This is a genomic window from Proteus hauseri (genome assembly GCF_040139125.1).
Lineage (GTDB): Bacteria > Pseudomonadota > Gammaproteobacteria > Enterobacterales > Enterobacteriaceae > Proteus > Proteus hauseri_B.
The window spans coordinates 131,533-155,076 of sequence record NZ_JBEEUB010000011.1; the positions used below are offsets into that span (position 1 = coordinate 131,533).

Genomic DNA, 23,544 nt, shown 5'->3' on the forward strand with positions numbered 1-23,544 from the left:
CACGGCTTTTTATCTTTCTTATTACCAAAATACAACAAATAGATAAAGAAAAGCCGATTAGTTAATTCACTAATCGGCTTGATAATAATGTTATAACACACTGTTATAAACAGAAATACTGTTGCAAGCTACGCTTTGAAAAGTGCTTCAATACATAACCCCTGACTTTGTAGAATATCTTTTAATCGTCTTAATCCTTCAACTTGGATCTGACGAACACGCTCTCTTGTCAGGCCTATCTCTCTGCCAACATCTTCTAAAGTTTCTGCCTCATAACCTAACAGTCCAAAACGACGAGCTAGAACTTCACGCTGTTTTGGATTCAATTCAAATAACCACTTTATGATATTTTCCTTGAGGTTATTATTTTGAATTGTCGCCTCGGGTCCTTCTTCATTTTCATCAGAGATGATATCAAGTAAAGCTTTCTCTGAATCTCCGCCAATAGGCGTATCAACAGAAGTAATGCGTTCATTTAAACGCAGCATCTTACTGACGTCATCAACGGGTTTATCTAATGTTTGAGCGATCTCTTCAACACTAGGCTCATGATCAAGCTTATGTGCTAACTCTCTTGCGGTTCTTAAATAAACGTTGAGTTCTTTGACAATATGAATAGGAAGACGAATGGTACGAGTTTGATTCATAATGGCACGTTCAATGGTTTGACGTATCCACCATGTCGCATAAGTTGAAAAACGAAAACCCTTTTCAGGATCAAATTTTTCGACCGCACGAATAAGTCCAAGATTACCCTCTTCAATAAGATCAAGCAGGGCAAGGCCTCTATTAGTGTAACGGCGAGAAATTTTAACAACTAAACGAAGGTTGCTCTCTATCATTCGTTGTCTTGAAGGTATATCACCACGTAGTGCTCTACGGGCAAAGAAAACTTCTTCTTCAGCGGTCAGCAGTGGAGAATAACCGATTTCTCCTAAATAAAGCTGGGTTGCATCGAGTGCTCGCTGATTGACACCTTCAATGAGTTCAATTTCTTCTTGAGCATCAGACTCATTCTCTGCTTCTTTTGCAGCAACTTCATCGAACTCTTCCATGTTCTCATCAGTATCATCTGCATATAACTCGTTTACTCTTAGCGTACTTTGGCTCATCAGCTGCTCCTACCCTTGATATTTAGGTAAACGACAATCATGTTGATGTCTATTTACCAGTTTATCGTTGTGCAACAACACAACGGGTTTACTGATTTTCCCTTGTAACGAATTACAAAATAAAAGCTAACATATCTATTTTACTGTTAATTTTATTCTTTATTAATTAAATATTTTAATTAACTATTGAGTGCAGGCTATTAACAGTTTTTTGTTATTATATTTTTACGTATTTCTAATAATACGTATTGTTACTTCATTCAACGAATAACTTGTGACTATTTACATCTAAAAAAGACAAATAAAAATTCAAAACTTTAAAATAATATAAAGTAGTTTATATTATTTATCATTATTAAAAAGATAATCAAATAAAGAAAATAACTTTATAAACAAAGTCTTAATTTATAGACTAACTTTCAATAACAACGAATCTTTATTCATTTTCTTATCTAGCAATTTCAGCATACGCATTCATTGGTTGAGAATCAACCGTCTAATTTAACGTTATCTATAATTTTATATAGATAACGCATTATCCTTCTAAGAAATTAAGCACATTTACTTAGTTAAAATTTATTTTATTTCAATATATTAATTATTTTATCAATAAAAAAAAGCACTCTTTTAATTTTGTAAAAGAGTGCTTCAATTTAGGATTATTCACTATCCGAGTAAAATCACTTATCTATTTTTTAGGTAGATAACTCATAGGATTAAGTGATTTTTCTTTATATCGAATTTCAAAGTGTAATCTAGTAGAGCTGGTTCCTGTGCTCCCCATTGTCGCAATTTGTTGACCCGCATTCACACTTTGTTGTTCGCGAACTAAAATAGTGTCGTTGTGTGCATAAGCACTGAGGTATTCATCATTATGTTTGATGATAACTAAGTTACCATAACCGCGTAATGCGCTTCCTGCATACACCACTTTACCCGCTGCGGTTGCAACAATAGGATCACCACGAGTCCCGCCAATATCGATACCTTTATTACCACCCGGTGCACTTGAGTAACTTTCAATAATTTTACCTTGCGCTGGCCATGTCCATTTTCCTGTTACCGCTGTAGGTGCTGGAGTTGAGGTTGGTGCTGTAGCCGTTGTTGTTACAGGTGGTGCAGTCGTTGTTTTTGGTGGCGTTGTTGTCGCCGATTTTGTGATAAGCGGACCCATTGCCGTATTGTTATTTGCAGGTTTGGTTTGTGCTGTTTGAACACCAGCACTGCTTGAGTGGTTAATCACAGAAGTATTGACGTTCGTATTTGTTCCTGTGTTAACTTGGCGATTACCAATATTCAGCACCTGCCCTACATTTAAGCTATAAGGCTCAGCAATACTATTCATTGATGCAAGCTCTTTTACATCACTGTCAGTTATCCATGCAATATAGAACATGGTGTCACCACGTTTTACTGTATAGGTATTTCCGTTGTAATTCCCTTTGGGGATATTTTCATAGTTACGGTTATACACAATACGTCCTGTACCATTGGTATTTACATTTTGTGTAGATACAGTACGAGGCTGGCTAACAGGATTATTTTGAGCTTGTGAATCCACCCGAATTGAAGGAGGAGGAGACGATTGCAATGGTTGGCTTCGTTCCATAGGTGTTGCACCACCCGTTGTCATCACTGGCGGTGTTGAAACCGTACTATTTGATGAATTTTCATTATTCACCGATGTAATAGGTGCAGGACGATAAGGCGTATCTGCACAGCCTGTTAACGCAAATCCGATTACCGAACACATGATTGCCCAGCGGATGTGCTTAATTGGGCTTTCTGAATTCATACTTCCTTCTCCCTTTAAAAGGCATTAGCGTCTAGCAATTTGTTGAGTAAAACAAAAAGACTGCAATTTTTTGAAAATGTTTCATTTATTAATGCAGATTACGACAAGCTGTTAAAAATCAGTAATAAAAAGCGGTCAGATTTATCTGGAAGTTATGCTAACTCACCCGAAATTAAAGGGACAAACCTAACAGCTTCTATCGATTGATAGTGAAAATCATTGCCTAAGCGACGGATAAACTTAAGTATTTGTTGTTGATCGCCAACAGGAATTATCATCCTGCCACCCTCTGCTAATTGCATCAATAACTGTTGTGGCACTTCTGTTGCGCACGCTGTCACAATAATAGCATTAAATGGGCTTTTTGATGACCAACCTTCCCATCCATCACCATGACGTGTCGATATATTATGTAAATCCAACTGTTTAAAGCGTCGTTTAGCTTGCCATTGCAGTAACTTTATACGCTCAACTGAGCTAACATGATGGACTAAATTTGCTAATACAGCGGTTTGATAACCCGATCCTGTACCAATTTCCAATACAGAATCACTTGATTGTAACTCAAGTAATGCTGTCATTTTAGCAACAATATAAGGCTGTGAAATAGTTTGCCCATTACCAATAGGTAAGGCGGTATTTTCATACGCCTTATGAGAGAGTGCTTCATCAATAAATAACTCTCTTGGTACTTTGCTCATTGCTTCCAACAGGCTCTCATCCTTGATGCCATGTTGTTTTAACAGTGTCAGTAAGTCTTTCATTGACCGACTTAACATGTTTTTTTGACCTCTGCTTTATTTAACCAATTTTGTAGTAACTCTTGTGCTTTATAAGCCGTTAAATCCACATGTAGTGGAGTGATAGAAACATAGCCTTCATCAACGGCAGCAAAATCTGTATCAGGACCAATATCGTTTTTTTCACCTGGAGGTCCTATCCAGTAAAGCGAGTTTCCTTTGGGATCTTTTTGCGTATAAACATGTTGAGATGCATGACGACTTCCACAACGTGTAATACGAAAACCTTTAATCTCTTCTAATGGAATGTCTGGCACATTAATATTTAAAATATTGCCCGCTCTTAAAGGTACACGTTGCAACATTGCCAACACTTCACAAGTCACTTGTGCAGCTGTCTCAAAATGGGTCTCACCATCTAAAGAGACGGCTATTGCAGGTAAACCCAGAAATCGCCCTTCTGTTGCCGCTGCAACAGTACCTGAATAGATAACATCATCACCTAAGTTAGGTCCGTGATTGATACCAGAAACCACAATATCAGGTCGAGGTCGCACTAAATGGTTTACACCAAGATAGACACAGTCAGTTGGTGTACCATCGATAATGGCGATATCTCCATTTTCTAACACTTGTTTGCGTAGTGGTCGGTCTATCGTTAAAGAGTTAGATGCGGCACTACGATTACGATCAGGAGCAACAATTTGAACCTCATAACGCTGGCGTAAAGCATTAGCTAGGGTCTGGATCCCTTTAGCCATGACACCATCATCATTACTCACCAATATTTTCAGCATCTTCATTCCCTAATGATATTAATTCACGTACAACGCTAGTTGCAAAGCTTCCTGCGGGTAAAAAGAATGCCAAAGAAACCGTGCTGTCGTCTAGCCAATTCCATGACATATTTTCTGGCAGCACATTTATTGCGCGTCGTGTATTGTCTACCCGCTCTTGTTTTGCCAATTTCCATAATGTGTCATATTCAACCAGGTTTTCTGTTTCAAAATTCAGAGCTTGGTGCTGAGTGCCTAAATCACCATCACCCGGCATGGGTGCTGTAATATGAATATCATGCTGTTCATAACGAGTTTGGCACTGTGCGAGTTCATCTTCTTGTGCAACAAACCAGCTTCCACGACCATGAAGTTGCATTGCATCACCAAGTACAACGGTTGAATATAAATCGCTTTCTAATCTTTTGCTTACAATATGATTAAACATCGCACTGCGTGCTGCTGAAAGATAAAAACTACGTTTACCACGCTCTTTAACGCGGATCTCATTCATTGCCCAGCGTTGCGCTTGTCGTAAATTTTCACCATTACGACCAAATCGTTGTACACCAAAATAATTAGGAACGCCTTTCTCTTTGATTTGTTGTAATCGCGAATCAACAAAGGCTTTATCAGAAATTTGGCGTAGTACTAAGGTAAAATGGTTACCTTTAAGGGTGCCGATACGTAATTTACGTTGCTGACGCGTGGTTTCTAATACTTCACACCCTTCCAGCTCCAGTTGGCTAAAATCAGGCATCTCTTTGCCCGGCATGCGTAAACAAAACCACTGTTCTGTTACTGCGTGGCGATCTTTTAAACCCGCATAACTTGCATCACGCTGATGAATACCCACAAATTTCGCCAATTTTTCAGCAACAAATGCCGTATTACAGCCTGTTTTTCTGATTTTAACCATGACATGCTCGCCTTCTCCATCAAGAGAGAAGCCGAGGTCTTCACACACAATAAAATCTTCAGGGGTTGATTTTAACAATCCCGTTGCGTCTGGTTTTCCATGTAACCAATGGAGTTCTGGTAATTCACTCATTCAGGTAATGACTCTTTAATTAGTAAAACCACCGCTTCGCAGGCAATACCTTCTTTTCTACCAACAAACCCTAGTTTTTCTGTCGTGGTTGCCTTTACATTAATATCATCAATATGGCAGGTTAAGTCTTCCGCAATATTAACGCGCATTTGAGGCGTATGCGGCAACATTTTAGGCGCTTGAGCAATAATAGTGACATCAAGATTGCCAATACGATAACCCTTTGCTTTTACTCGTGAAAAAGCTTCTCGTAAAAGCACACGGCTATCTGCGCCTTTAAAAGCGGGATCGGTATCTGGGAAAAGTGTACCAATATCCCCCATCGCCACAGCACCTAAAATGGCATCGGTAATCGCATGCAGTACCACATCACCATCAGAATGCGCTAATAGTCCTTGTTCATAAGGCACTCTTACTCCACCGATAATAATCGGACCTTCGCCGCCAAATTTATGTACATCGTAACCGTGTCCAATTCTCATATTATGTGTTCCTTATGCTGGTAATTTGACGAGAGAGGAAAAACTCTGCTAGCGCAAAATCTTCTGGTTGAGTCACTTTAATATTATCTGCACGTCCTTTCACTAATAGAGGTTCATAACCAGCAAACTCCATAGCTGAAGCTTCATCGGTAATTGTCGCATTTTGTGAAAGTGCATTTTCAAGATTTTGCTTTAATAGCGCAGCAGGAAAAAACTGAGGCGTTAAAGCATGCCATAGTGTTGTTCTTTCTACTGTTTTTTGAATATGGTTATCTTTAGGGTGGCTGCGTTTCATGGTATCTCGCACCGGTGTTGCTAAGATCCCACCACAAAATTGCGGGTGAGCATAATTATCATCAATAAGTTGAATTAACTTATCAAGATCACCAAAGCTTAAACAAGGTCTAGCTGCATCATGAACCAATGCCCAGGTATTTTCAGGAAAATGCTCAGTAACATAAACTAAACCTGATAGAACCGAATCTGCACGTTCCCCACCACCATTAACCGCTATTATTCGTTTATCTTTAGCTAATGGTAAAGTATGGAAGTAATCGTCTTCTGGGCTAATCGCTATAATTATTTGCGAGATACGGGGATGTTTTAATAAAGCATTAATCGTATGTTCAAGGATAGTCAATCCGCCAATTTTAAGATATTGCTTTGGGCAGATTGCTTGCATTCGGCTTCCGATACCTGCGGCAGGGATCACGGCAACAATAGGAAGATTAGGATTTATTATATTCATTATGGTTTTTGTATCAGGACACACTATTAATTCAATAAATTAACGACGTGGTTGAGATTTATCATTCACAATACGGAAAAATGTCTCATTAGGTTTTATCATACCTAATTCACTGCGGGCTCGTTCTTCTAACGCTTCTTGCCCACCATTGAGGTCATCAATCTCTGCAAATAAACGGTCATTACGCACTTTTAATTGCGCATTTTGCGTTAATGCAGATTCAACTTCTTGGCTCATTTTGGTGTGATCATGAATACCATTTTTACCTAGCCATAATGAATATTGCAGCCAGCCAAGTAAAACCAGAAGTAAAATTGTCAATTTCCCCATTACCACCCCCAAGATTAATGGGCTAATCATCCCACAACTCAAACTTAGACGCCACAAAAGCGCTGGAATATATTACATTATTATTAGTATGTTCCCCAGCATAAACATGAGTAACGTCCATAACTTTCAGACTCGAGCTTGATTTTTTCTTATTAAGATGGCTTTCTGTGGTTTTAATTTATAAATCAATTACCACGTTCTTAAAAGTCTCAATGACATTTTAAATTAAGAGTACTAATAAAGATCTTCATCTTCAGTTTACTAATCAATTTATAAAAAATAACAGTAGCATCTCTACACGTCCCCCTTTTAAAAGGGATGTTGGTGTAGAGATAATTTTATCTAAGATTAAAATTAACCATAAATTTGATGTTGCTGTAAATAAGTGAGGATCTGTTGAGTTAATTCACAAATGGGAAGCGTGCCATCTAGGTGTAATTCTGGGTTACTGGGGATTTCGTAAGGGGAATCGATACCAGAAAACTGTTTTAGTTCGCCACGTCGTGCTTTTTGATACAACCCTTTTGGATCTCTTGATTCACAAATAGTTAAAGGCGTATCGACAAAAATCTCAATAAATTGTCCTTGATTAAAGCCATCTCTAATTTTTTTCCTATCTTTTTGATAAGGCGATATAAATGCTGTTAGTACAATTAATCCTGCATCTACCATTAATTTAGCAACTTCACCAACTCGGCGAATATTCTCATGGCGATCTGTTTCGCTAAAACCTAAATCAGCACAGAGCCCATGGCGTAAATTATCACCATCTAATAGATAAGTTCTAATTGGTTTTCGATGAAGAGAATATTGATAAAGCACTTGCTCTAATGCATTAGCAAGCGTGGATTTACCCGAACCTGATAATCCTGTAAACCAAAGCACACATCCTTGATGTGCTTGTATTGCTTCACGATCTTTTCGCTCGATGGAGTGAGAATGCCATACAATATCGTTTTGTATTGTCATCTATTTTCCTCCCACTAAATCTCTTGCACCCCAATGAGGAAAATGGCGCCGAATAAGCTGATTAAGTTCTAGCTCAAAAGTATCGTATTGCGGTGTTGTCTCTTGCGTATTATCGAGGGTTTTTCTGATTAATCCGGCACCAACAGTAACGTTACTCAATCTATCAATAAAAATCAGCCCACCTGTATCTGCATTATATTGATAGCTATCAAGTGCTAACGGCTCTTCAAATGAAATTTCAACACTGCCAATTGCATTAAGTCCTAAATTATCAGTAACTTGCTGAGTTAAGTTATTAATATCAACCTGATAGCGAATATTTTCAATTTTAGCTCGACTTTTTTTACCCGCAATTTTGATGTCAAATGTTTGACCTTGTACCAGCGGTTGATCAGCCATCCACACAATATCAACCAAAGCATGATTGCTAACTTGAATAGTTGATTCATTAATATCAACAATAATATCGCCACGGCTAATATCTATTTCATCTGCTAAAACGAGAGTAATAGCTTGCCCTGCTTTAGCCTGCACCAAGTCACCATCAAAAGTCACAATTCGTTGGATGGTAGATATTTGCCCTGAAGGTAATACTTTGATTTGTTGTCCTTGATAAAGCCCGCCTGAAGAGAGTGTGCCGCTGTATCCTCGAAAATCTAAATCTGGGCGATTAACGTATTGCACCGGAAAACGCAGCGATTGTGTTGTTACCTCTAAATTAACGGGAGCATCTTCAAGTAACGAGAGCAGTGTTTTACCTTGATACCACGTCATGGTTGGTGACAGTGAAACAACATTATCACCATCCAACGCAGAGATAGGCACAAATTCAATGGTGAGATAGGTCGGCAATTGATTGGCAAACGCAAGATACTCTTGTTGGATCGACTCAAAAACGGTTTGCTGATAATTCACCAGATCCATTTTATTAATCGCAACGATTAAATGGCGGATCCCCAATAGGGTGCTGATAAAACTATGGCGGCGAGTTTGCTCTTGTACCCCTTTTCGAGCATCGATCAGCAGAATAGAAAGCGTACTGGTTGATGCTCCCGTCGCCATATTGCGGGTATATTGTGCATGCCCTGGCGTATCCGCAATAATAAATTTACGTTTTGCTGTTGAGAAATAGCGATAAGCCACATCGATGGTGATCCCTTGTTCTCGTTCTGCGGCTAATCCATCCACCAGCAATGCTAGATCTAACTTCTCACCTTGCGTGCCGATCTTTTTACTCTCCAACTGCAATGTAGAGAGCTGATCTTCGTAGATCTGGCGAGTATCGTGAAGTAAGCGTCCGATTAACGTACTTTTACCATCATCAACATTACCACAGGTTAAAAAACGCAATAATCCTTTATTTTGTTGTGTTTGTAAGTAGCTTTCTACACCACCGAGCTGTGCGATTTCACCCGCAATAATTTGATTCGTTTTGATGGCTGCTAATCCCATAAATCCTCCTATTAGAAATAACCTTGGCGTTTTTTAAGTTCCATCGAAGCTGATTGATCACTATCAATCAGACGCCCTTGTCGTTCACTGCTGGTGGAAATCAGCATCTCTTCAATAATGGCTGGAAGCGTTTGAGCTTGTGAAGGAATGGCTCCCGTTAATGGCCAGCAACCAAGCGTTCTGAAACGTACTTTTTGTTGCGTGATAACTTCACCTGATTTGAGATCAATTCTGTCATCATCAACCATAATTAACGTGCCATCACGTTCAATAACGGGTCGATTTTGGGCGAAATAGAGTGGAACAATATCGATATTTTCTAAATAGATATATTGCCAAATATCCAGCTCAGTCCAATTAGATAACGGGAATACACGAATACTTTCGCCTTTATTAATTTGCCCGTTATAGTTTTTCCATAATTCAGGACGTTGGTTTTTCGGATCCCAGCGATGGGATCTATCTCTAAAAGAGTAAATACGCTCTTTAGCACGTGACTTTTCTTCATCACGTCGAGCGCCACCAAAAGCAGCATCAAAACCAAACTTATCTAGCGCCTGTTTTAATCCTTCTGTTTTCATAATGTCGGTATGTTTTGCACTACCATGAATAAAGGGATCAATACCTAACGCTTCGCCTTGTGGATTACGATAAACCTTTAAATCAAATCCATACTCTTTTGCCGTTTTATCGCGAAATTGATACATCTCCCGAAATTTCCACCCCGTATCAACGTGCAATAAAGGGAAAGGTAATTTGCCAGGATAAAAAGCTTTACGAGCAAGATGCAGCATCACCGATGAATCTTTACCAATGGAATAGAGCATGACGGGATTTTCAAATTCAGCGACAACTTCACGAAGAATATGAATACTTTCGGCTTCTAATTGCTGAAGATGCGTTAATTGTGTTTCATTCATAACAACCCCTTTTTTTAGGCAAACTGAACCAAAGATGAACGAACAGGAGCGCGTGTTTGTTGGCTCTGTTTATGACTAAACCAAGCCAGTTGATGATGAAGCGCAGTGACTTCACCAACAATGAGCAGTGCAGGCATCGGTGCCTTGGCTGCCAATTCTGCTAATTGTGTTAAGTCGCCAGTAAAGACTTGTTGATCTGCGCGTGTTCCACAGCTAATCACCGCAATCGGTGTTAATGGGGAGCGACCATATTCAATTAGGCGTCGGCTAATAAGTTGTGCATTAGTAGTTCCCATATAAATCGCTAAAGTATGATTAACTTGCGCTAAAGCCGCCCAATCCGGTTCAATGCCATCTGCTTTGCAATGCCCTGTCATAAAAGTGACGTTTTGAGCATATTTTCGATGGGTTAAAGGAATGCCAGCATAAGCACTCGCACCGCTTGCCGCGGTGATACCGGGAACAACTTGAAAAGTAATACCATGTTCTATGGCAACTTCTAGCTCTTCTCCACCACGTCCAAAAATAAAGGGATCGCCCCCTTTTAACCGCACTACTCGTTTACCTTGCTGAACAAGTTTCACCATTAATGCATTCGTTTCTTCCTGAGCAACACTGTGGTGACCCGCTCTTTTTCCTACACAAATAGTGTCAGCATCACGACGTACCAACTCTAATACTTCAGGGCTTACTAAGCTGTCGTAAAGCACAACCTCCGCTTGCTGAATAACTTGTAAGCCACGTAATGTTAATAACCCAGCATCTCCAGGTCCTGCGCCAACTAAAGCAAGTTCACCTTGATGATAATTTTGGGGCTGTTGAAGTTGTTGTTCTAATTGCGCCTCTGCCTGTGCAAATTGCTCACTGGCAACTAAAGAAGCAAATTTCCCACTAAATGCCTGTTCCCAAAATCGACAACGAGCTTGAAAGGTCTGTAACTGCTGCTTTACTTGACTGCGCCATTTACCCGCAATCGTTGCCATGGAGCCTAATGATGTTGGCAGCAATGCTTCTAGTTTTTCACGTAGCATTCTGACTAATACTGGCGCTTTACCCGCAGAGGAAATGGCGACCAAAATAGGTGAGCGGTCGATAATTGCAGGAAAAATAAAAGAGCACTGAGGCTGAGAATCCACCACATTGACAAAAATATGGCGTGCTTGAGCATCAAGATAGACTTGTTGATTAAGTTCACTATCATCGGTAGCAACTATCACTAACATCATGCCAAGCAGTTGTTCTGACTGATATTTAGCGGATACCCACTCAATGTGTTTTTGCTGATGATATTGGTGCAACTCATCACATAATTGGGGGGCTATTACTCTTAATTTTGCGCCAGCGCGTAACAAAAGAAGTGCTTTACGCGCAGCGACATGACCACCACCAACCAGTAGTACTGGGCGATTTTTTAATTCCACAAACAAGGGTAGGTAATCCATACGCGTATTCTCATTTACTTGTTCAATTTATGAGTAACGACTATAGAAGGAGAAATTAAGCTTATGAAATGACAAAAAGCTATGAGATGGAACAGAAAGGAATAAGCAAAAATTCTTATTTATCAAAAATTTAATTAAAAATAAACGACAAATAGAGTAATAGATTTCTCTATTACCCGAATAATTTTAATGTTCAATTATTACGTTATTCGTGCAATCCGCACTCACGTTTTAAACCAAAAAAACGAGTCTCTTCTTCGCTCATTCCCACTTCCCATTTACGGGTTGTGTGCGTATCTCCAACAGAGAGATAACCTTGTTCCCATAGAGGATGATAAGGTAAGTTACTTTCTTTAAGGTACTGATAAATCTGTTTATTATCCCAATCAACTATGGGTAATAGTTTAAAAATACCTTTAGCAATAGAGAGCACAGGTAAATGTTCTCGGCTTTTTGATTGCTGACGTCTTAATCCCGCAAACCAAGTTTGAGCATTTAATTCAGTTAATGCACTCTCCATTGGCTCAACTTTGTTAATTTGGTTATAACGTTCAATGCCCTCAATACCTTGCTGCCAAAGCTTGCCATAGCGCGCTTCTTGCCAAGATGAAGATATTTCAGCTCGATAAACCTTAAGGTTTAGTTGCAAATCTTGCGTTAATGCATCAATAAACTGGTAAGTTTCAGGGAAAAGATAGCCTGTATCTGTCAATATCACCGGAATATCAGGATATTGCCGAGTAATCAGATGTAAACAGACTGCCGCTTGAATACCAAAACTAGAGCTAAGTACCCACTCTTGAGGTAAATGCGCTAAAGCCCAAGTAACACGCTCTATGGCACTTTGCTGCTCTAGTTGTTGATTGATTTCACTTAATGCTAATCGCTGTTCATCAAGAGGTAATTGTATCAACTGAGAAAGTGACAATAAGCTCATACAGCCTCCTGCAACTCATAGAAATCAATAGCAGAATTAACGACGGGTTTAATAACATCGGTACGAATTAAAAAATCGCCAAAACCTTCATTTGAATTTCGGTAAGCCGCCCATTTACCAATCAGAGAATCGAGTATTTCTATAATCTCTATTGAGGTTATATTTTCGCGATACATTCTTGGAATACGAGTGCCAATGCGGTTTCCACCTAAATGTAGATTGTAACGATCGGGTGCTTTTCCTACTAGACCAACTTCTGCCAGCATCGCTCGACCACAGCCATTAGGGCAACCCGTAACGCGCACCACGATATGTTCTTCACTTATGTTATGTTTTGCCATTAAACCATCAAGCGTGTCAGTAAATGCAGGTAAAAAGCGTTCGGCTTCTGCCATTGCAAGTGGACAGGTAGGAAATGAGACACATGCCATAGCGTGTTGGCGTAATGGCGTTACGCTATCGCTAATCAAGCCATATTGACGCGCAATAGCTTCAATTTTGTTTTTTTCACTCTCAGCTACACCCGCCACAATTAAGTTTTGATTTGCTGTTAAACGGAAATCACCATGATGGATTTTGGCAATTTCCGCCACGCCTGTTTTTAATGGCGCTTGCTGATTATCAATTAATCGCCCATTTTCAATAAATAAAGTAAGGTGCCATTTATCATCAACCCCTTTTAGCCAACCAATTTGATCACCTCGATGAGTAAACTCATAAGGTCTAATTGCCTCAAAAGAGATACCTGCACGACGCTCTACTTCTTGTTTAAAGGTATCAATACCAACACGTTCTAATGTGTATTTGGTTTTGGCATTTTTGCGCTCAGTGCGATTTCCCCAATCTCGTTGAGTGGTCACAATAGCTTGTGCAATTGCCAGCGTTTTATCTATAGGGATATAACCAAATTCACTCGCCAAACGCGGAAAGGTATTTTTATCGCCATGAGTCATGGCTAATCCACCGCCTACCAGTACATTAAAACCTATCAAATGCCCATTTTCAGCAATAGCGATAAAATTCATATCATTCGCATGAAGATCGACATCATTATGAGGAGGAATAACCACTGAGGTTTTAAATTTTCGTGGCAGATAGGTTTCACCTAAAATAGGTTCTTCATCGGTAGTGGCAACTTTTTCTTTATCTAGCCAAATCTCAGCATAAGCATGGGTTCGAGGTAAAAGATGTTCTGATATTTTTTTCGCCCACTCATACGCCTCTTGATGCAAAGAAGATTGCACTGGATTAGAAGTACATAACACATTGCGATTTACATCGTTAGCGGTTGCCAAAGAGTCTAAGCCAGTGGAAGCTAACATTTGATGTGCGAGTTTTACATCACCTTTTAAAATGCCATGAAATTGAAAAGTTTGTCGGTTGGTGATGCGAATGCTGCCATATAGCGTGTTTTCTGTCGCAAACTTATCAATCTTTAGCCACTGTTTTGAGGTAATGATGCCACCGGGTAAACGGCAACGTAACATCATGGCATGACGAGGTTCTAGCATCTGTTCGGCACGCTCTGCTCTGATATCTCTATCATCTTGTTGATACATGCCATGAAAGCGAATTAATAAAAAGTTATCGCCTTCAAAACCACCGGTTAAGCCATTTTGTAAGTCTTCTGTAATAGTGCCTCGCAGAAAATGACTCTCTTTTTTCATGCGTTCGCTATCAGCCAGTTTCCCTTCAACAATCAAGGGTGTTTGAGTATGTGGTTTCATTTAATAGACATCCCTCTGATATCGCCGTTCTAGACGTAGCTCACTTAAGTATTCATCTGCTTCATCAATATCTTTATTGCCATGCTTTATCACAATCTCTAATAGCGCTTGTTCAACATCTTTCGCCATACGTGATGCATCACCACAAACATAGAGATAAGCCCCTTGCTGTAACCATTGCCAAACTTCATCACCACGTTCACGTAATTTATCTTGGACATAAATTTTATCGGCTTGATCGCGTGACCATGCTAAATCGATATGTGTTAGTAAGCCGCTTTTGACGTAACGTTGCCATTCGACTTGATAGAGAAAATCTTCTACAAAATGAGGATTACCAAAAAATAGCCAGTTTTTACCGGTTGCACCTTCGCTCTCACGCTGCTGCATAAAAGATCTAAACGGAGCAATCCCTGTTCCAGGACCAATCATTATCACTGGCGCATTGGAGTTACTAGGTAAACGGAAGTGATCATTTTTTTCGATAAAAATATTAATGGCAGAGCCTTCTTCAACACGATCAGCAAGAAAACCTGAAGCGCCACCAGCATAAGTACGCCCATTTACCGCATAACGAACAACACCTAATGTAAGATGTACTTCGTCTTCAACTTCTTGTTGAGATGAGGCGATAGAATAAAGTCGAGGAGTTATTGGTCGTAAAATATCAATAAAGTCTTGAGCTGTAGGCTGAGCGCAATATTGACGTACCATTTCATTAATAGGATTTTTTTCAGCATATTGCTGAAGTTGGGCTTTATCTGCTATCAGCGATAATAAATCCTCATGGCGAGTTAATTGAGCATACGCTTTTACAATCGGTGCGCTGTTTTGCGTTAATTCACAATGATGCAATAACGCTTCTTTTAAAGTGACTGTGTGAGATTTTACGGTGACAGGTTCATCGCCTTTTAACCACAGTAGTGCAATTAATTCATCGACTTTTTCAGTGGCGTTATCAAACCAAACACCCAGTGCATCACCGGGTTGATACTGTAAATCAGAGCCTTCAAGGCTGATTTCAATATGACGAATATCTTTATCAGAGTTTCGACCTGTAATTTTTTGGTTGGTTAATAGTGTTGCGGTAAAAGGCGCATCGCGATGGTAAATAGAGGCTTCAACCGTATCTGTTGTGCCTGATTGCGTCTGTTGTAACACCTGTGTACTTTGCGTTGGTACGCGGGCTTTTAATACTTCGGTTAACGCTGTTATCCACTCGTTGGCGATATCTTGATACTCAACATCCGCATCGACTCTTGGTAATAACCGAGTTGCACCTAATTGAGCGATGCGCTCATCAAAATCTTTACCTGCTTGGCAAAACTGTTCATAAGAAGAATCTCCTAAACTCAATACTGCAAAAGATGTTTCTTTCATCTGCGCCGCTTTCTTAGACTTTAAGTATTTATAAAAAGCGATAGCTTCTTCTGGTGGCTCACCTTCGCCTTGTGTTGAGGCAATAATAATTAAGGTTGTGGCTTTATGGATCTGCTTAAATTTATATTCACTTGCTGAAAGCAGATCCACATTCAATTTGTTGGCAACTAAATTATCGCGTAATTGTTCAGCAAGACGACGAGCATTTCCGGTTTGAGAAGCAGATATTAATGTGATCGTTTCTACTTCAGGCACTGAATGGGGAGTGAGTTCAGCAGTAACGGAGGCAGTACTCGTCTGTTGATTAATCTGTCCCCAAAAATAGCCTGAAAGCCATGCAATCTGTGCGGGGGCTAAATCTTTGGTCACATCTTGCAATTGGTTCAATTGCTCAGGTGTTAACGGGAGCATTGATAAAAATGGGGGTTGATTGCTCATTTATCCTGCCTTAAAAAAGCGAGGCACTTTTTATAGTGCGGTATCATGCTTTATTGTTTTTGATATTTATTCTGATGATGAAAGGGTATCTCACTACCAGAAGATGAATTAAAGACCCGTTGGCTCTATCTAATAACCTTAAATACTAAATTCATTTATAGATTTCCTTTATCGATAAAAATACTAAGCAGAAAGGAAAATAATAGGTCACCAAGATTAAGGCAATTAGGCGTGATACCGTAAATCGGCTACACTAATAGCGTTAGTTTTATCTGTTTTTTTTCACTCATTAAGTCAAGAGAGTTTTGATGATTACCACCATCTTTAAAGATTTTCAGTTTGAAGCCGCACACCACTTGCCTAACGTTCCGAAAGGACATAAATGTGGACGTCTTCATGGGCACTCATTTTTGGTTAGATTAGAACTAACAGGTGAGGTTGATGCACAATCAGGTTGGCTGATTGATTTTGCCGACGTTAAAGCGGCATTTAAACCTACTCTTGATAGCCTAGATCACTACTATCTTAATGACATTGAAGGATTAGAAAATCCGACCAGCGAAGTATTGGCAAAATGGATTTGGCAACAAGTCAAACCCGTACTACCACTGTTATCAGCAACGATGGTTAAAGAGACTTGCACGGCAGGATGTATTTATCGCGGTGAGTAAACCTGTTTTACTATTAAACAGCTATCACCTAAAAGAAAAATCAGCCTTTTATTGGCTGATTTTTTTTGGCAGGCATATTTAACAATATGGCTATGCAATATTTAAATATTTATGCGTTTGCATTGAGAAGCGCCAATTACGGGCAATACAGGTTTCGATGCATAGTTTAGTTGCTGCATCCTTACAACTAATAGGCTGTAAAGCCACAATAGGTGCTGGTTGTAAGGTTCTCAACGTCAGTAATGCATCTAGTGCATCAATATCTTTTTCACGCCCAACAGGGTGTTTGATTTCATTAGCACGATTTATCGCATCAGCTAAAACAGAAAAACCACCTCGCATACCTATTTTAGGTGAGAGTGTAACCCATGTTTTCTCACTACATAAAACCTCGTGAGTACCGCTAGTTTCAATTTGGCAATTAAATCCAGCATGTTCTAAGCCTTCAGTTAAAGGTCGTAAATCATAGAGACAAGGCTCCCCACCTGTAATCACGACATGTTTTGCGCTATAACCTTGTTGTTGAAAGAGCGCTAATATTTCATCTACTGTCGCATTTCCCCAAGCATCACTTTCTTGCGTTTTAATTGGAATATCACCAAGAGGGACTTTTTTTTCATCTTCTTTTTCCCATGTATGTTTGGTATCACACCAACTACAACCAACAGGGCATCCCTGTAGCCGAACAAAAAGAGCAGGAACGCCAGTAAAAACACCTTCACCTTGTAACGTTTGAAACATTTCGTTTATGGGGTATTGCATAAGAAACTCTGATATCCAATGAATGCTGATGATTATTACAGATAACTATCTCACCGTAAGAGGCTTTATGATAAGGTACATGGTTTGTTTTGAATAGCTAACGTGCGAGAAGACACTGAAAAAAGAGCCGATTTGCTCGGTTGGACAGAGATGGGAATATTTTAGATGCAAAAAGAAAATCAGCTTTCACGAGGTCTGTCAGGGCGGCACATCCGTTTCATGGCGCTAGGCTCTGCAATTGGTACAGGGTTGTTTTATGGTTCTGCGGCTGCAATCGAAAAGGCAGGTCCTGCGGTATTACTCGCCTACCTTATTGGTGGTGCAGCCGTTTTTATGGTTATGCGTGCATTAGGAGAGATGGCAGTTCATCACCCTGTTGCAGGTTCATTTTCACAATATGCAAGCCATTACATGGGACCATTAGCGGGTTTTTTAACCGGTTGGAACTATGTTTTTGAAATGCTTATCGTCTGTCTTGCAGACGTAACCGCATTTGGCTTTTATATGAAGCTTTGGTTTCCTGATGTAGATCAGTGGATATGGGTATTGGGGATAGTCTGTTTTATTGGTGCTCTAAACCTTTGTCATGTGAAAATATTTGGCGAAATGGAGTTTTGGCTCTCTATTATTAAAGTCACTGCAATTATTGCGATGATTATTGGTGGTGTTGTCATTATGATGTACGGCTTTGGTCAACAAACTGAACATCCAATTGGCATCTCTAATTTATGGGAGTTTGGTGGTTTTATGCCTAATGGCATAGAGGGGGTTATTGCCTCACTCGCCATTGTGATGTTTGCTTTTGGTGGTATTGAAGTAATTGGTATTACCGCGAGTGAAGCAAAAGATCCTGAAAAAACCATTCCTAAAGCGATAAATGCAGTACCATTTCGTATCTTGTTATTCTATGTACTGACTATTTTTATTCTGATGTGTATTTTCCCTTGGCAACAAATTGGGCATAACGGTAGTCCATTTGTGCAAATTTTCTCAAACTTAGGGATTAACTCAGCAGCGAATATTCTTAACCTTGTGGTTATAACTGCCGCTATTTCAGCGATTAACAGTGATATATTTGGTGCTGGACGCATGATGTATGGTATGGCACAAGAAGGGCAAGCACCAAAATCATTTATGAAACTCACTCGTAATGGTGTGCCATGGATGACCGTTCTGGTGATGTCTGTCGTGTTATTGCTAGGCGTGGTACTTAACTATCTCATTCCTGAGCAAATTTTCGTGCTTATTGCCTCTATTGCAACATTTGCAACAGTTTGGGTTTGGCTGATGATTTTACTTTCTCAAGTTGCTATGCGCCGTCAAATGAGTGCAGAAGAAGTAAAAACGCTCAAATTCCCAGTACCATTGTGGCCAGTTGCCCCTGCTTTAACTATTGTCTTTATGGCATTTGTTATTGCTATTTTAGGGTATTTTGAATCAACTAGAATGGCATTAGTGGTAGGTTTAGTCTGGGTTGCTATTTTAACTGTCGGTTATTATGTTGGTATTAAACCAAGAATGGCTCAGAAATAATTAGTATCTATCTGCTATAAGTAATAAATTTTAAAGGCTGTGAAACATTCACAGCCTTTTGTTTTGCATTAAAACAGTAGTTATGCCAAAGCTTGTTTTAGATCGTCAATTAAATCTTCAACATCTTCAAGACCTATCGATAATCGAATTAAACCATCACTAATGCCATGCCTTTGACGCTCTTCTACACTATAAGTCGCATGCGTCATAGTAGCAGGATGTTGAGCAAGAGATTCACAATCCCCTAAGCTAACTGCGCGAGTAAAGAGCGCTAAGCGGTTAAGGAACTCTCTACCTGCTTTAATTCCACCTTTTAATTCAATGGTTATCATGCCGCCAGCTAAGCGCATCTGTTTCTTAGCAAGTTGATATTGAGGGAAAGAAGGAAGTCCTGGGTAATGGATAATTTCTACCTTAGGGTTATCTTCAAGAAATTGAGCAATCTGCTGTGCATTTTGACAAATTCTCTCCATCCTAATACTCAGTGTTTTTATTCCTCGCAGTATTAAAGATGCATCATGAGGTGATAAACAAGCACCTGTCATGTCTTTTAAACCTTCAATACGTATTTTATTTGCCAATTCATGAGTGGTAATAATGGCACCAGCCATCACATCGCCATGACCTGATAAATATTTTGTCATGGAATGCACAACAATATCGGCACCTAACGTTAATGGATTTTGTAAATAAGGAGAACAATAGGTGCTATCAACCATCACTAAAATATGATGTTGATGCGCAATTTCAGATATTTTAGCGATGTCACTCACTCGCATATTAGGATTTGCAGGTGTTTCAAAAAAAATTAACTTAGTTTTTTCTGTAATTGCCGCTTTTAGTTTTTCAGGATCAGTTAAATCAACATGCTTTATTTTCACACCAAATTTAGCAAGTCCTTGATTAAAAAAAGTGAAAGTACAACCATAAATAGTCATATCAGCAATCAATTCATCACCAGGTTGCAGTAATGACCAGCATGTTGAGGTGATTGCGCCCATACCTGAAGAGAATACGACAGATGCATCACCTTGCTCTAATTGAGCTAATCGTTTTTCTAATAAATCTAATGTCGGATTGGATATTCGAGTATAAAAATGTCCGTTCTCTTCTCCTGCAAAACAAGCGGCTCCATATTCAGCTGTTGGAAAAGCAAAAGTCGCTGTTTGATATATAGGGGGCACTAATGCCCCTTGATTCTCTAATGAAAAATATCCATGATGAACCGCATTGGTATTAAAGCGCTTATTATTCATTATATTTTCCAAATTTTTATTCACTTTCAGCTCGTTGGTTGTTTTCCCCAATAATCTGAAGTGTTCTGAGTACAATAGTTAAACCTTTTAAGGTGTCAGGATTTTTTAATAATGAGAAAGTTGAGCTTAAAGTATATTTTTTATCTTGATAAACAGACTCTTTCTTTGCCATATTAAAAGCGGTACTTAATTCCCAAACAGGGATCATGGTCTCTTCAAAAGCAACGGAAAGTTTTTCTACTGTTGCATTATCGATAATATCAATTGAGTCTGAAATTAGTGATAATAAATCAACAATATTGTCAAAGCGTTTTAATGCTAATAATGGTCTAGCTTTTTCGAGTAAATGTTGAAGATGTAATTTATCTTCATTAGATAACAGTTGAATATCTTCCGGGCTTAAATTATTTTCGCTCATTATTATTCCCCTATAATAGACCTCTAACTGTTGCCCAATATAATCCTCGGTTATAACTATTACGTAATAGTCCACCTAATTTAGTTGGGGGTGTTGGTATTACATCGTGTTTATAGTCGTACTGTAGTGGCATACCCGCTGATAATCCCATTTGAGCTACCGCTTGTACTCGACCATCGTAAATTGCAGCCGGATAACCATAACGAAGCTCTCCACAAATATTATTAGCAATCACACCTGCTTGGTTATGACAGCTTCCCCCTGCTTTACTGATAGGTAAATCAACCGTATCGCCAATAACATACACTTGATTAAGCCCATAAACTTGCAATGTTTCAGGATCAGTAGGTAGCCAGCCTTCACCGTTATTATGTTCGCTTAATCCTGTATTACGAATAGCTTCTACCGCAGTAATAGGCGGCGTGCTCATCAAAATATCAAAAGGTTCAGCTTCACCTTCTTTTGAATAAGCAATTTTTTTATCAGGATCAACATGACTTAATGTAAAGCCACGTTTTGCTTTAATATCACGTTCTGAAAATACAGCTGGAAGTACTTCACACACCTCTTTCTGCATAAAGAGGCAATTTCTTAATAGTTGAGAAACAGTAGGGTAGGTATAAACAATTTCAATATTATTTCGGACTCGACGTTGACGTAATAATTCATCAAGCATCAATGTCGTTTCCATTGGAGCAATACCACATTGATGAGGAACATTGGGTGTTTCAGGAAAGCTCACCGTAACAAATATACGTCCTTTCTCAATTTTAGCGAGTTTATCAGCAAGATTTCTAGCCGCTTCATATTGATAAAAATGATTTCCAGCTTCTCTTAATCCTTCAATTCTATCAGGGCTAGGGACACATCCCGTTGCTAAAATCAGAAAGTCATAATTATATTTTTTCTTCGATTCGCAGTAGATCGTTTTATTATTAAAATCGAAGCTTTCAGCCCTATCGATGACAAATTCTATTTCTGGTCTTAATAAACTTCTTTCAGATCGCATTAATTCTTCTTTTAAAAAAAGATTGAATGCAATATACATAAAAGCAGGTTTGTAATAATGGTTAGGGTTGTCAGAGATGAGTATTATTCTAATTTTATTCGAAAATATTTCGTTATTTAATTTTTTCGATAAAATATTAGCAAGAATAGTACCACCGGTACCTCCGCCAATAATAACTATATTTTTTGTTGCCATTTTATTTCCTATATCTAGTGATATTAGATAGACAAAAAAAGTATAGTAAATAGTTTTAATATAACAAATAGATTAAATTGGTAGGTAAACTAAGAATATAATGATATTTATAGTAAATAATTAATATAATTATTTAGAAATTAAGTATTGTAAGTTTAATATTAACTATAGTTATCATAACCCGCTAATAAAATGTCGCAACTAAAGGGTTATGATCAGATGCATTCGTAATTAAAACCTCAGCTTTATCTAATAATAATCCTCGATAAAAAATATAATCCAATGGTTTACCAAAAGCCTTAGTACGTAAATCTTCTGCAAAAGTCACTTCTTTGAGTCTTAATGTTCTGGCAAAACGCTTCAATATATTTACTCGAGGACGACTCCACGCATTAAAATCTCCAGCAAGAATAATCGGTCCCTTATGATGAATAATATGAATAGCTAAATTACCTAATTGGCGTTGGTAAACATCTACACCAAAACTAAAGTTAATAGCATGTACATTTATCACCATTAAATGATCACCCGTAATAAGCGGATATACGGTGATTAATGCCGATTTAGCCAATCGTAAAAAAGGTTCTTTTTCTCTTAAGGGACAACAGTAGATAGGATGAGAGCTTGATAATGTCATTACACCAGCAGGATGTTGCTGAAAAGCTAAAGCGGGGACTTGGTCTGCAATTAAATGATGGGATCCAGCAAAACGCACTAATTCAGGTGTTGTTTGTGCCTCTTGCAGTAAAAGAAGTTGGGTATCGGTTGATAAAACCTCTAACATATTACGCCAATTAAGACGCTGCTGTTTATAGATATTCCAAACAGCAATTTTAAGATAACCTTCAGTGTAAAGCGGCATTCCAATGGGTAAAAAGTCACTTTTTTCGTTTAAAGGAGGGCTTGGCTCAATCCTTTCTACGGGTTGACCAGCTACAAAGCGCACTGAATAAGTCGGTTTTTTCGCCATTAGCAACCTCAGATAACCAATAGGACTTCTTGCTACTTCTTTAGTATACCAAAGCTCACCAACACCCTCACCCTTTTAAGGGATATTATCGTCAACAAGCTTAACTATTTTTGTAAAAAACCGTCATTTTACAAATTATTGTTTTTACTAAGCTAATTTCTATAAAATTTAAGCAAAAAAAAACCTAAGTCGTTAGACTTAGGTTTCTTAATGTTGGCGGAACGGACGGGACTCGAACCCGCGACCCCCTGCGTGACAGGCAGGTATTCTAACCAACTGAACTACCGCTCCGCGTATTCTTTTTGCTTTAATGTCTTATATAACATTAAGGCGATATTTAATGCCTGGCAGTTCCCTACTCTCACATGGGGAGACCCCACACTACCATCGGCGCTACAACGTTTCACTTCTGAGTTCGGCATGGGATCAGG

General features: G+C 38.9%; 22 protein-coding genes, 1 tRNA gene and 1 rRNA gene. 2 read left to right on the forward strand and 22 right to left on the reverse strand.

What is annotated here, in order from left to right; genetic code table 11:
* Positions 1-128 precede the first annotated feature (128 nt).
* The 15 genes from rpoS to cysJ all read right to left on the reverse strand — a co-directional run bounded on the left by rpoS (position 129) and on the right by cysJ (position 16,299).
* Positions 129-1,112: an RNA polymerase sigma factor RpoS gene (rpoS, locus tag ABN099_RS16630; RefSeq protein WP_349465389.1), complete on the reverse strand. Its 984-nt coding sequence runs from the start codon at positions 1,110-1,112 to the stop codon at positions 129-131.
* A gap of 688 nt (positions 1,113-1,800) precedes the next feature.
* Complete coding sequence (nlpD, locus tag ABN099_RS16635) at positions 1,801-2,907, reverse strand: murein hydrolase activator NlpD (RefSeq protein WP_349465391.1); 1,107 nt, start codon at positions 2,905-2,907, stop codon at positions 1,801-1,803.
* A gap of 152 nt (positions 2,908-3,059) precedes the next feature.
* Entirely contained in the window at positions 3,060-3,686 is a 627-nt protein-coding gene (locus tag ABN099_RS16640; RefSeq protein ID WP_349465393.1) for a protein-L-isoaspartate(D-aspartate) O-methyltransferase, read from the reverse strand.
* Positions 3,680-4,444 carry a 5'/3'-nucleotidase SurE gene (surE, locus tag ABN099_RS16645; RefSeq protein ID WP_349465395.1) on the reverse strand — a complete coding sequence of 255 codons (765 nt, stop codon included), beginning with the start codon at positions 4,442-4,444 and terminating at the stop codon, positions 3,680-3,682. The genes ABN099_RS16640 and surE overlap by 7 nt, the downstream gene beginning before the upstream one ends.
* Positions 4,422-5,474 (reverse strand): tRNA pseudouridine(13) synthase TruD, encoded by a 1,053-nt coding sequence (gene truD, locus ABN099_RS16650; protein WP_349465397.1) that lies wholly within the window; start codon positions 5,472-5,474, stop codon positions 4,422-4,424. The genes surE and truD overlap by 23 nt, the downstream gene beginning before the upstream one ends.
* Positions 5,471-5,956: a 2-C-methyl-D-erythritol 2,4-cyclodiphosphate synthase gene (gene ispF / locus ABN099_RS16655; RefSeq protein ID WP_349465399.1), complete on the reverse strand. Its 486-nt coding sequence runs from the start codon at positions 5,954-5,956 to the stop codon at positions 5,471-5,473. Before ispF ends, truD begins: the two co-directional genes overlap by 4 nt.
* 1 nt (position 5,957) lies before the next feature.
* Positions 5,958-6,704: a 2-C-methyl-D-erythritol 4-phosphate cytidylyltransferase gene (gene ispD / locus ABN099_RS16660; protein ID WP_349465401.1), complete on the reverse strand. Its 747-nt coding sequence runs from the start codon at positions 6,702-6,704 to the stop codon at positions 5,958-5,960.
* A gap of 39 nt (positions 6,705-6,743) precedes the next feature.
* Positions 6,744-7,034: a cell division protein FtsB gene (ftsB, locus tag ABN099_RS16665; protein ID WP_349465403.1), complete on the reverse strand. Its 291-nt coding sequence runs from the start codon at positions 7,032-7,034 to the stop codon at positions 6,744-6,746.
* 354 nt (positions 7,035-7,388) lie between these two features.
* A complete protein-coding gene (gene cysC / locus ABN099_RS16670; protein ID WP_349465405.1) occupies positions 7,389-8,003 on the reverse strand; it encodes an adenylyl-sulfate kinase in 615 nt (204 codons plus the stop codon).
* Positions 8,004-9,455, reverse strand: coding sequence for a sulfate adenylyltransferase subunit CysN (gene cysN, locus ABN099_RS16675; RefSeq protein WP_349465407.1), 1,452 nt, complete (start codon positions 9,453-9,455; stop codon positions 8,004-8,006). It lies immediately after the preceding gene.
* An 11-nt stretch (positions 9,456-9,466) separates the two neighbouring features.
* Positions 9,467-10,375: a sulfate adenylyltransferase subunit CysD gene (gene cysD, locus ABN099_RS16680; RefSeq protein ID WP_349465409.1), complete on the reverse strand. Its 909-nt coding sequence runs from the start codon at positions 10,373-10,375 to the stop codon at positions 9,467-9,469.
* Positions 10,376-10,389: 14 nt separating this feature from the next.
* Complete coding sequence (gene cysG, locus ABN099_RS16685) at positions 10,390-11,817, reverse strand: siroheme synthase CysG (protein ID WP_349465411.1); 1,428 nt, start codon at positions 11,815-11,817, stop codon at positions 10,390-10,392.
* A gap of 205 nt (positions 11,818-12,022) precedes the next feature.
* Positions 12,023-12,754 (reverse strand): phosphoadenylyl-sulfate reductase, encoded by a 732-nt coding sequence (locus tag ABN099_RS16690; RefSeq protein ID WP_349465413.1) that lies wholly within the window; start codon positions 12,752-12,754, stop codon positions 12,023-12,025.
* A complete protein-coding gene (gene cysI, locus ABN099_RS16695) occupies positions 12,751-14,481 on the reverse strand; it encodes an assimilatory sulfite reductase (NADPH) hemoprotein subunit (RefSeq protein ID WP_349465415.1) in 1,731 nt (576 codons plus the stop codon). Before cysI ends, ABN099_RS16690 begins: the two co-directional genes overlap by 4 nt.
* Complete coding sequence (gene cysJ, locus ABN099_RS16700; protein ID WP_349465417.1) at positions 14,482-16,299, reverse strand: NADPH-dependent assimilatory sulfite reductase flavoprotein subunit; 1,818 nt, start codon at positions 16,297-16,299, stop codon at positions 14,482-14,484.
* A gap of 305 nt (positions 16,300-16,604) precedes the next feature.
* Here cysJ and queD point away from each other — a divergent pair, with 305 nt between their 5' ends.
* Positions 16,605-16,970 (forward strand): 6-carboxytetrahydropterin synthase QueD, encoded by a 366-nt coding sequence (gene queD, locus ABN099_RS16705; protein WP_349465419.1) that lies wholly within the window; start codon positions 16,605-16,607, stop codon positions 16,968-16,970.
* Positions 16,971-17,060: 90 nt separating this feature from the next.
* Here the strand turns inward: queD and queE are convergent, their stop codons facing one another.
* Positions 17,061-17,732 (reverse strand): 7-carboxy-7-deazaguanine synthase QueE, encoded by a 672-nt coding sequence (queE, locus tag ABN099_RS16710; RefSeq protein WP_349465421.1) that lies wholly within the window; start codon positions 17,730-17,732, stop codon positions 17,061-17,063.
* Positions 17,733-17,897: 165 nt separating this feature from the next.
* Here queE and ABN099_RS16715 point away from each other — a divergent pair, with 165 nt between their 5' ends.
* A complete protein-coding gene (locus ABN099_RS16715; RefSeq protein ID WP_349465423.1) occupies positions 17,898-19,265 on the forward strand; it encodes an amino acid permease in 1,368 nt (455 codons plus the stop codon).
* An 80-nt stretch (positions 19,266-19,345) separates the two neighbouring features.
* Here the strand turns inward: ABN099_RS16715 and ABN099_RS16720 are convergent, their stop codons facing one another.
* The 6 genes from ABN099_RS16720 to rrf form a co-directional block, all read right to left on the reverse strand.
* Positions 19,346-20,521 (reverse strand): methionine gamma-lyase, encoded by a 1,176-nt coding sequence (locus tag ABN099_RS16720; RefSeq protein ID WP_349465425.1) that lies wholly within the window; start codon positions 20,519-20,521, stop codon positions 19,346-19,348.
* Between the two features lie 16 nt (positions 20,522-20,537).
* Positions 20,538-20,939, reverse strand: coding sequence for a hypothetical protein (locus ABN099_RS16725; RefSeq protein ID WP_349465427.1), 402 nt, complete (start codon positions 20,937-20,939; stop codon positions 20,538-20,540).
* 10 nt (positions 20,940-20,949) lie between these two features.
* Entirely contained in the window at positions 20,950-22,143 is a 1,194-nt protein-coding gene (locus ABN099_RS16730) for an NAD(P)/FAD-dependent oxidoreductase (protein WP_349465429.1), read from the reverse strand.
* Between the two features lie 184 nt (positions 22,144-22,327).
* On the reverse strand, positions 22,328-23,113 hold the full coding sequence (locus ABN099_RS16735) for an endonuclease/exonuclease/phosphatase family protein (protein ID WP_349465431.1): 786 nt from the start codon (positions 23,111-23,113) through the stop codon (positions 22,328-22,330).
* A 214-nt stretch (positions 23,114-23,327) separates the two neighbouring features.
* Positions 23,328-23,404 (reverse strand) — tRNA-Asp (locus ABN099_RS16740).
* Positions 23,405-23,455: 51 nt separating this feature from the next.
* Positions 23,456-23,544 (reverse strand): 5S ribosomal RNA (gene rrf / locus ABN099_RS16745); the annotation flags it as partial.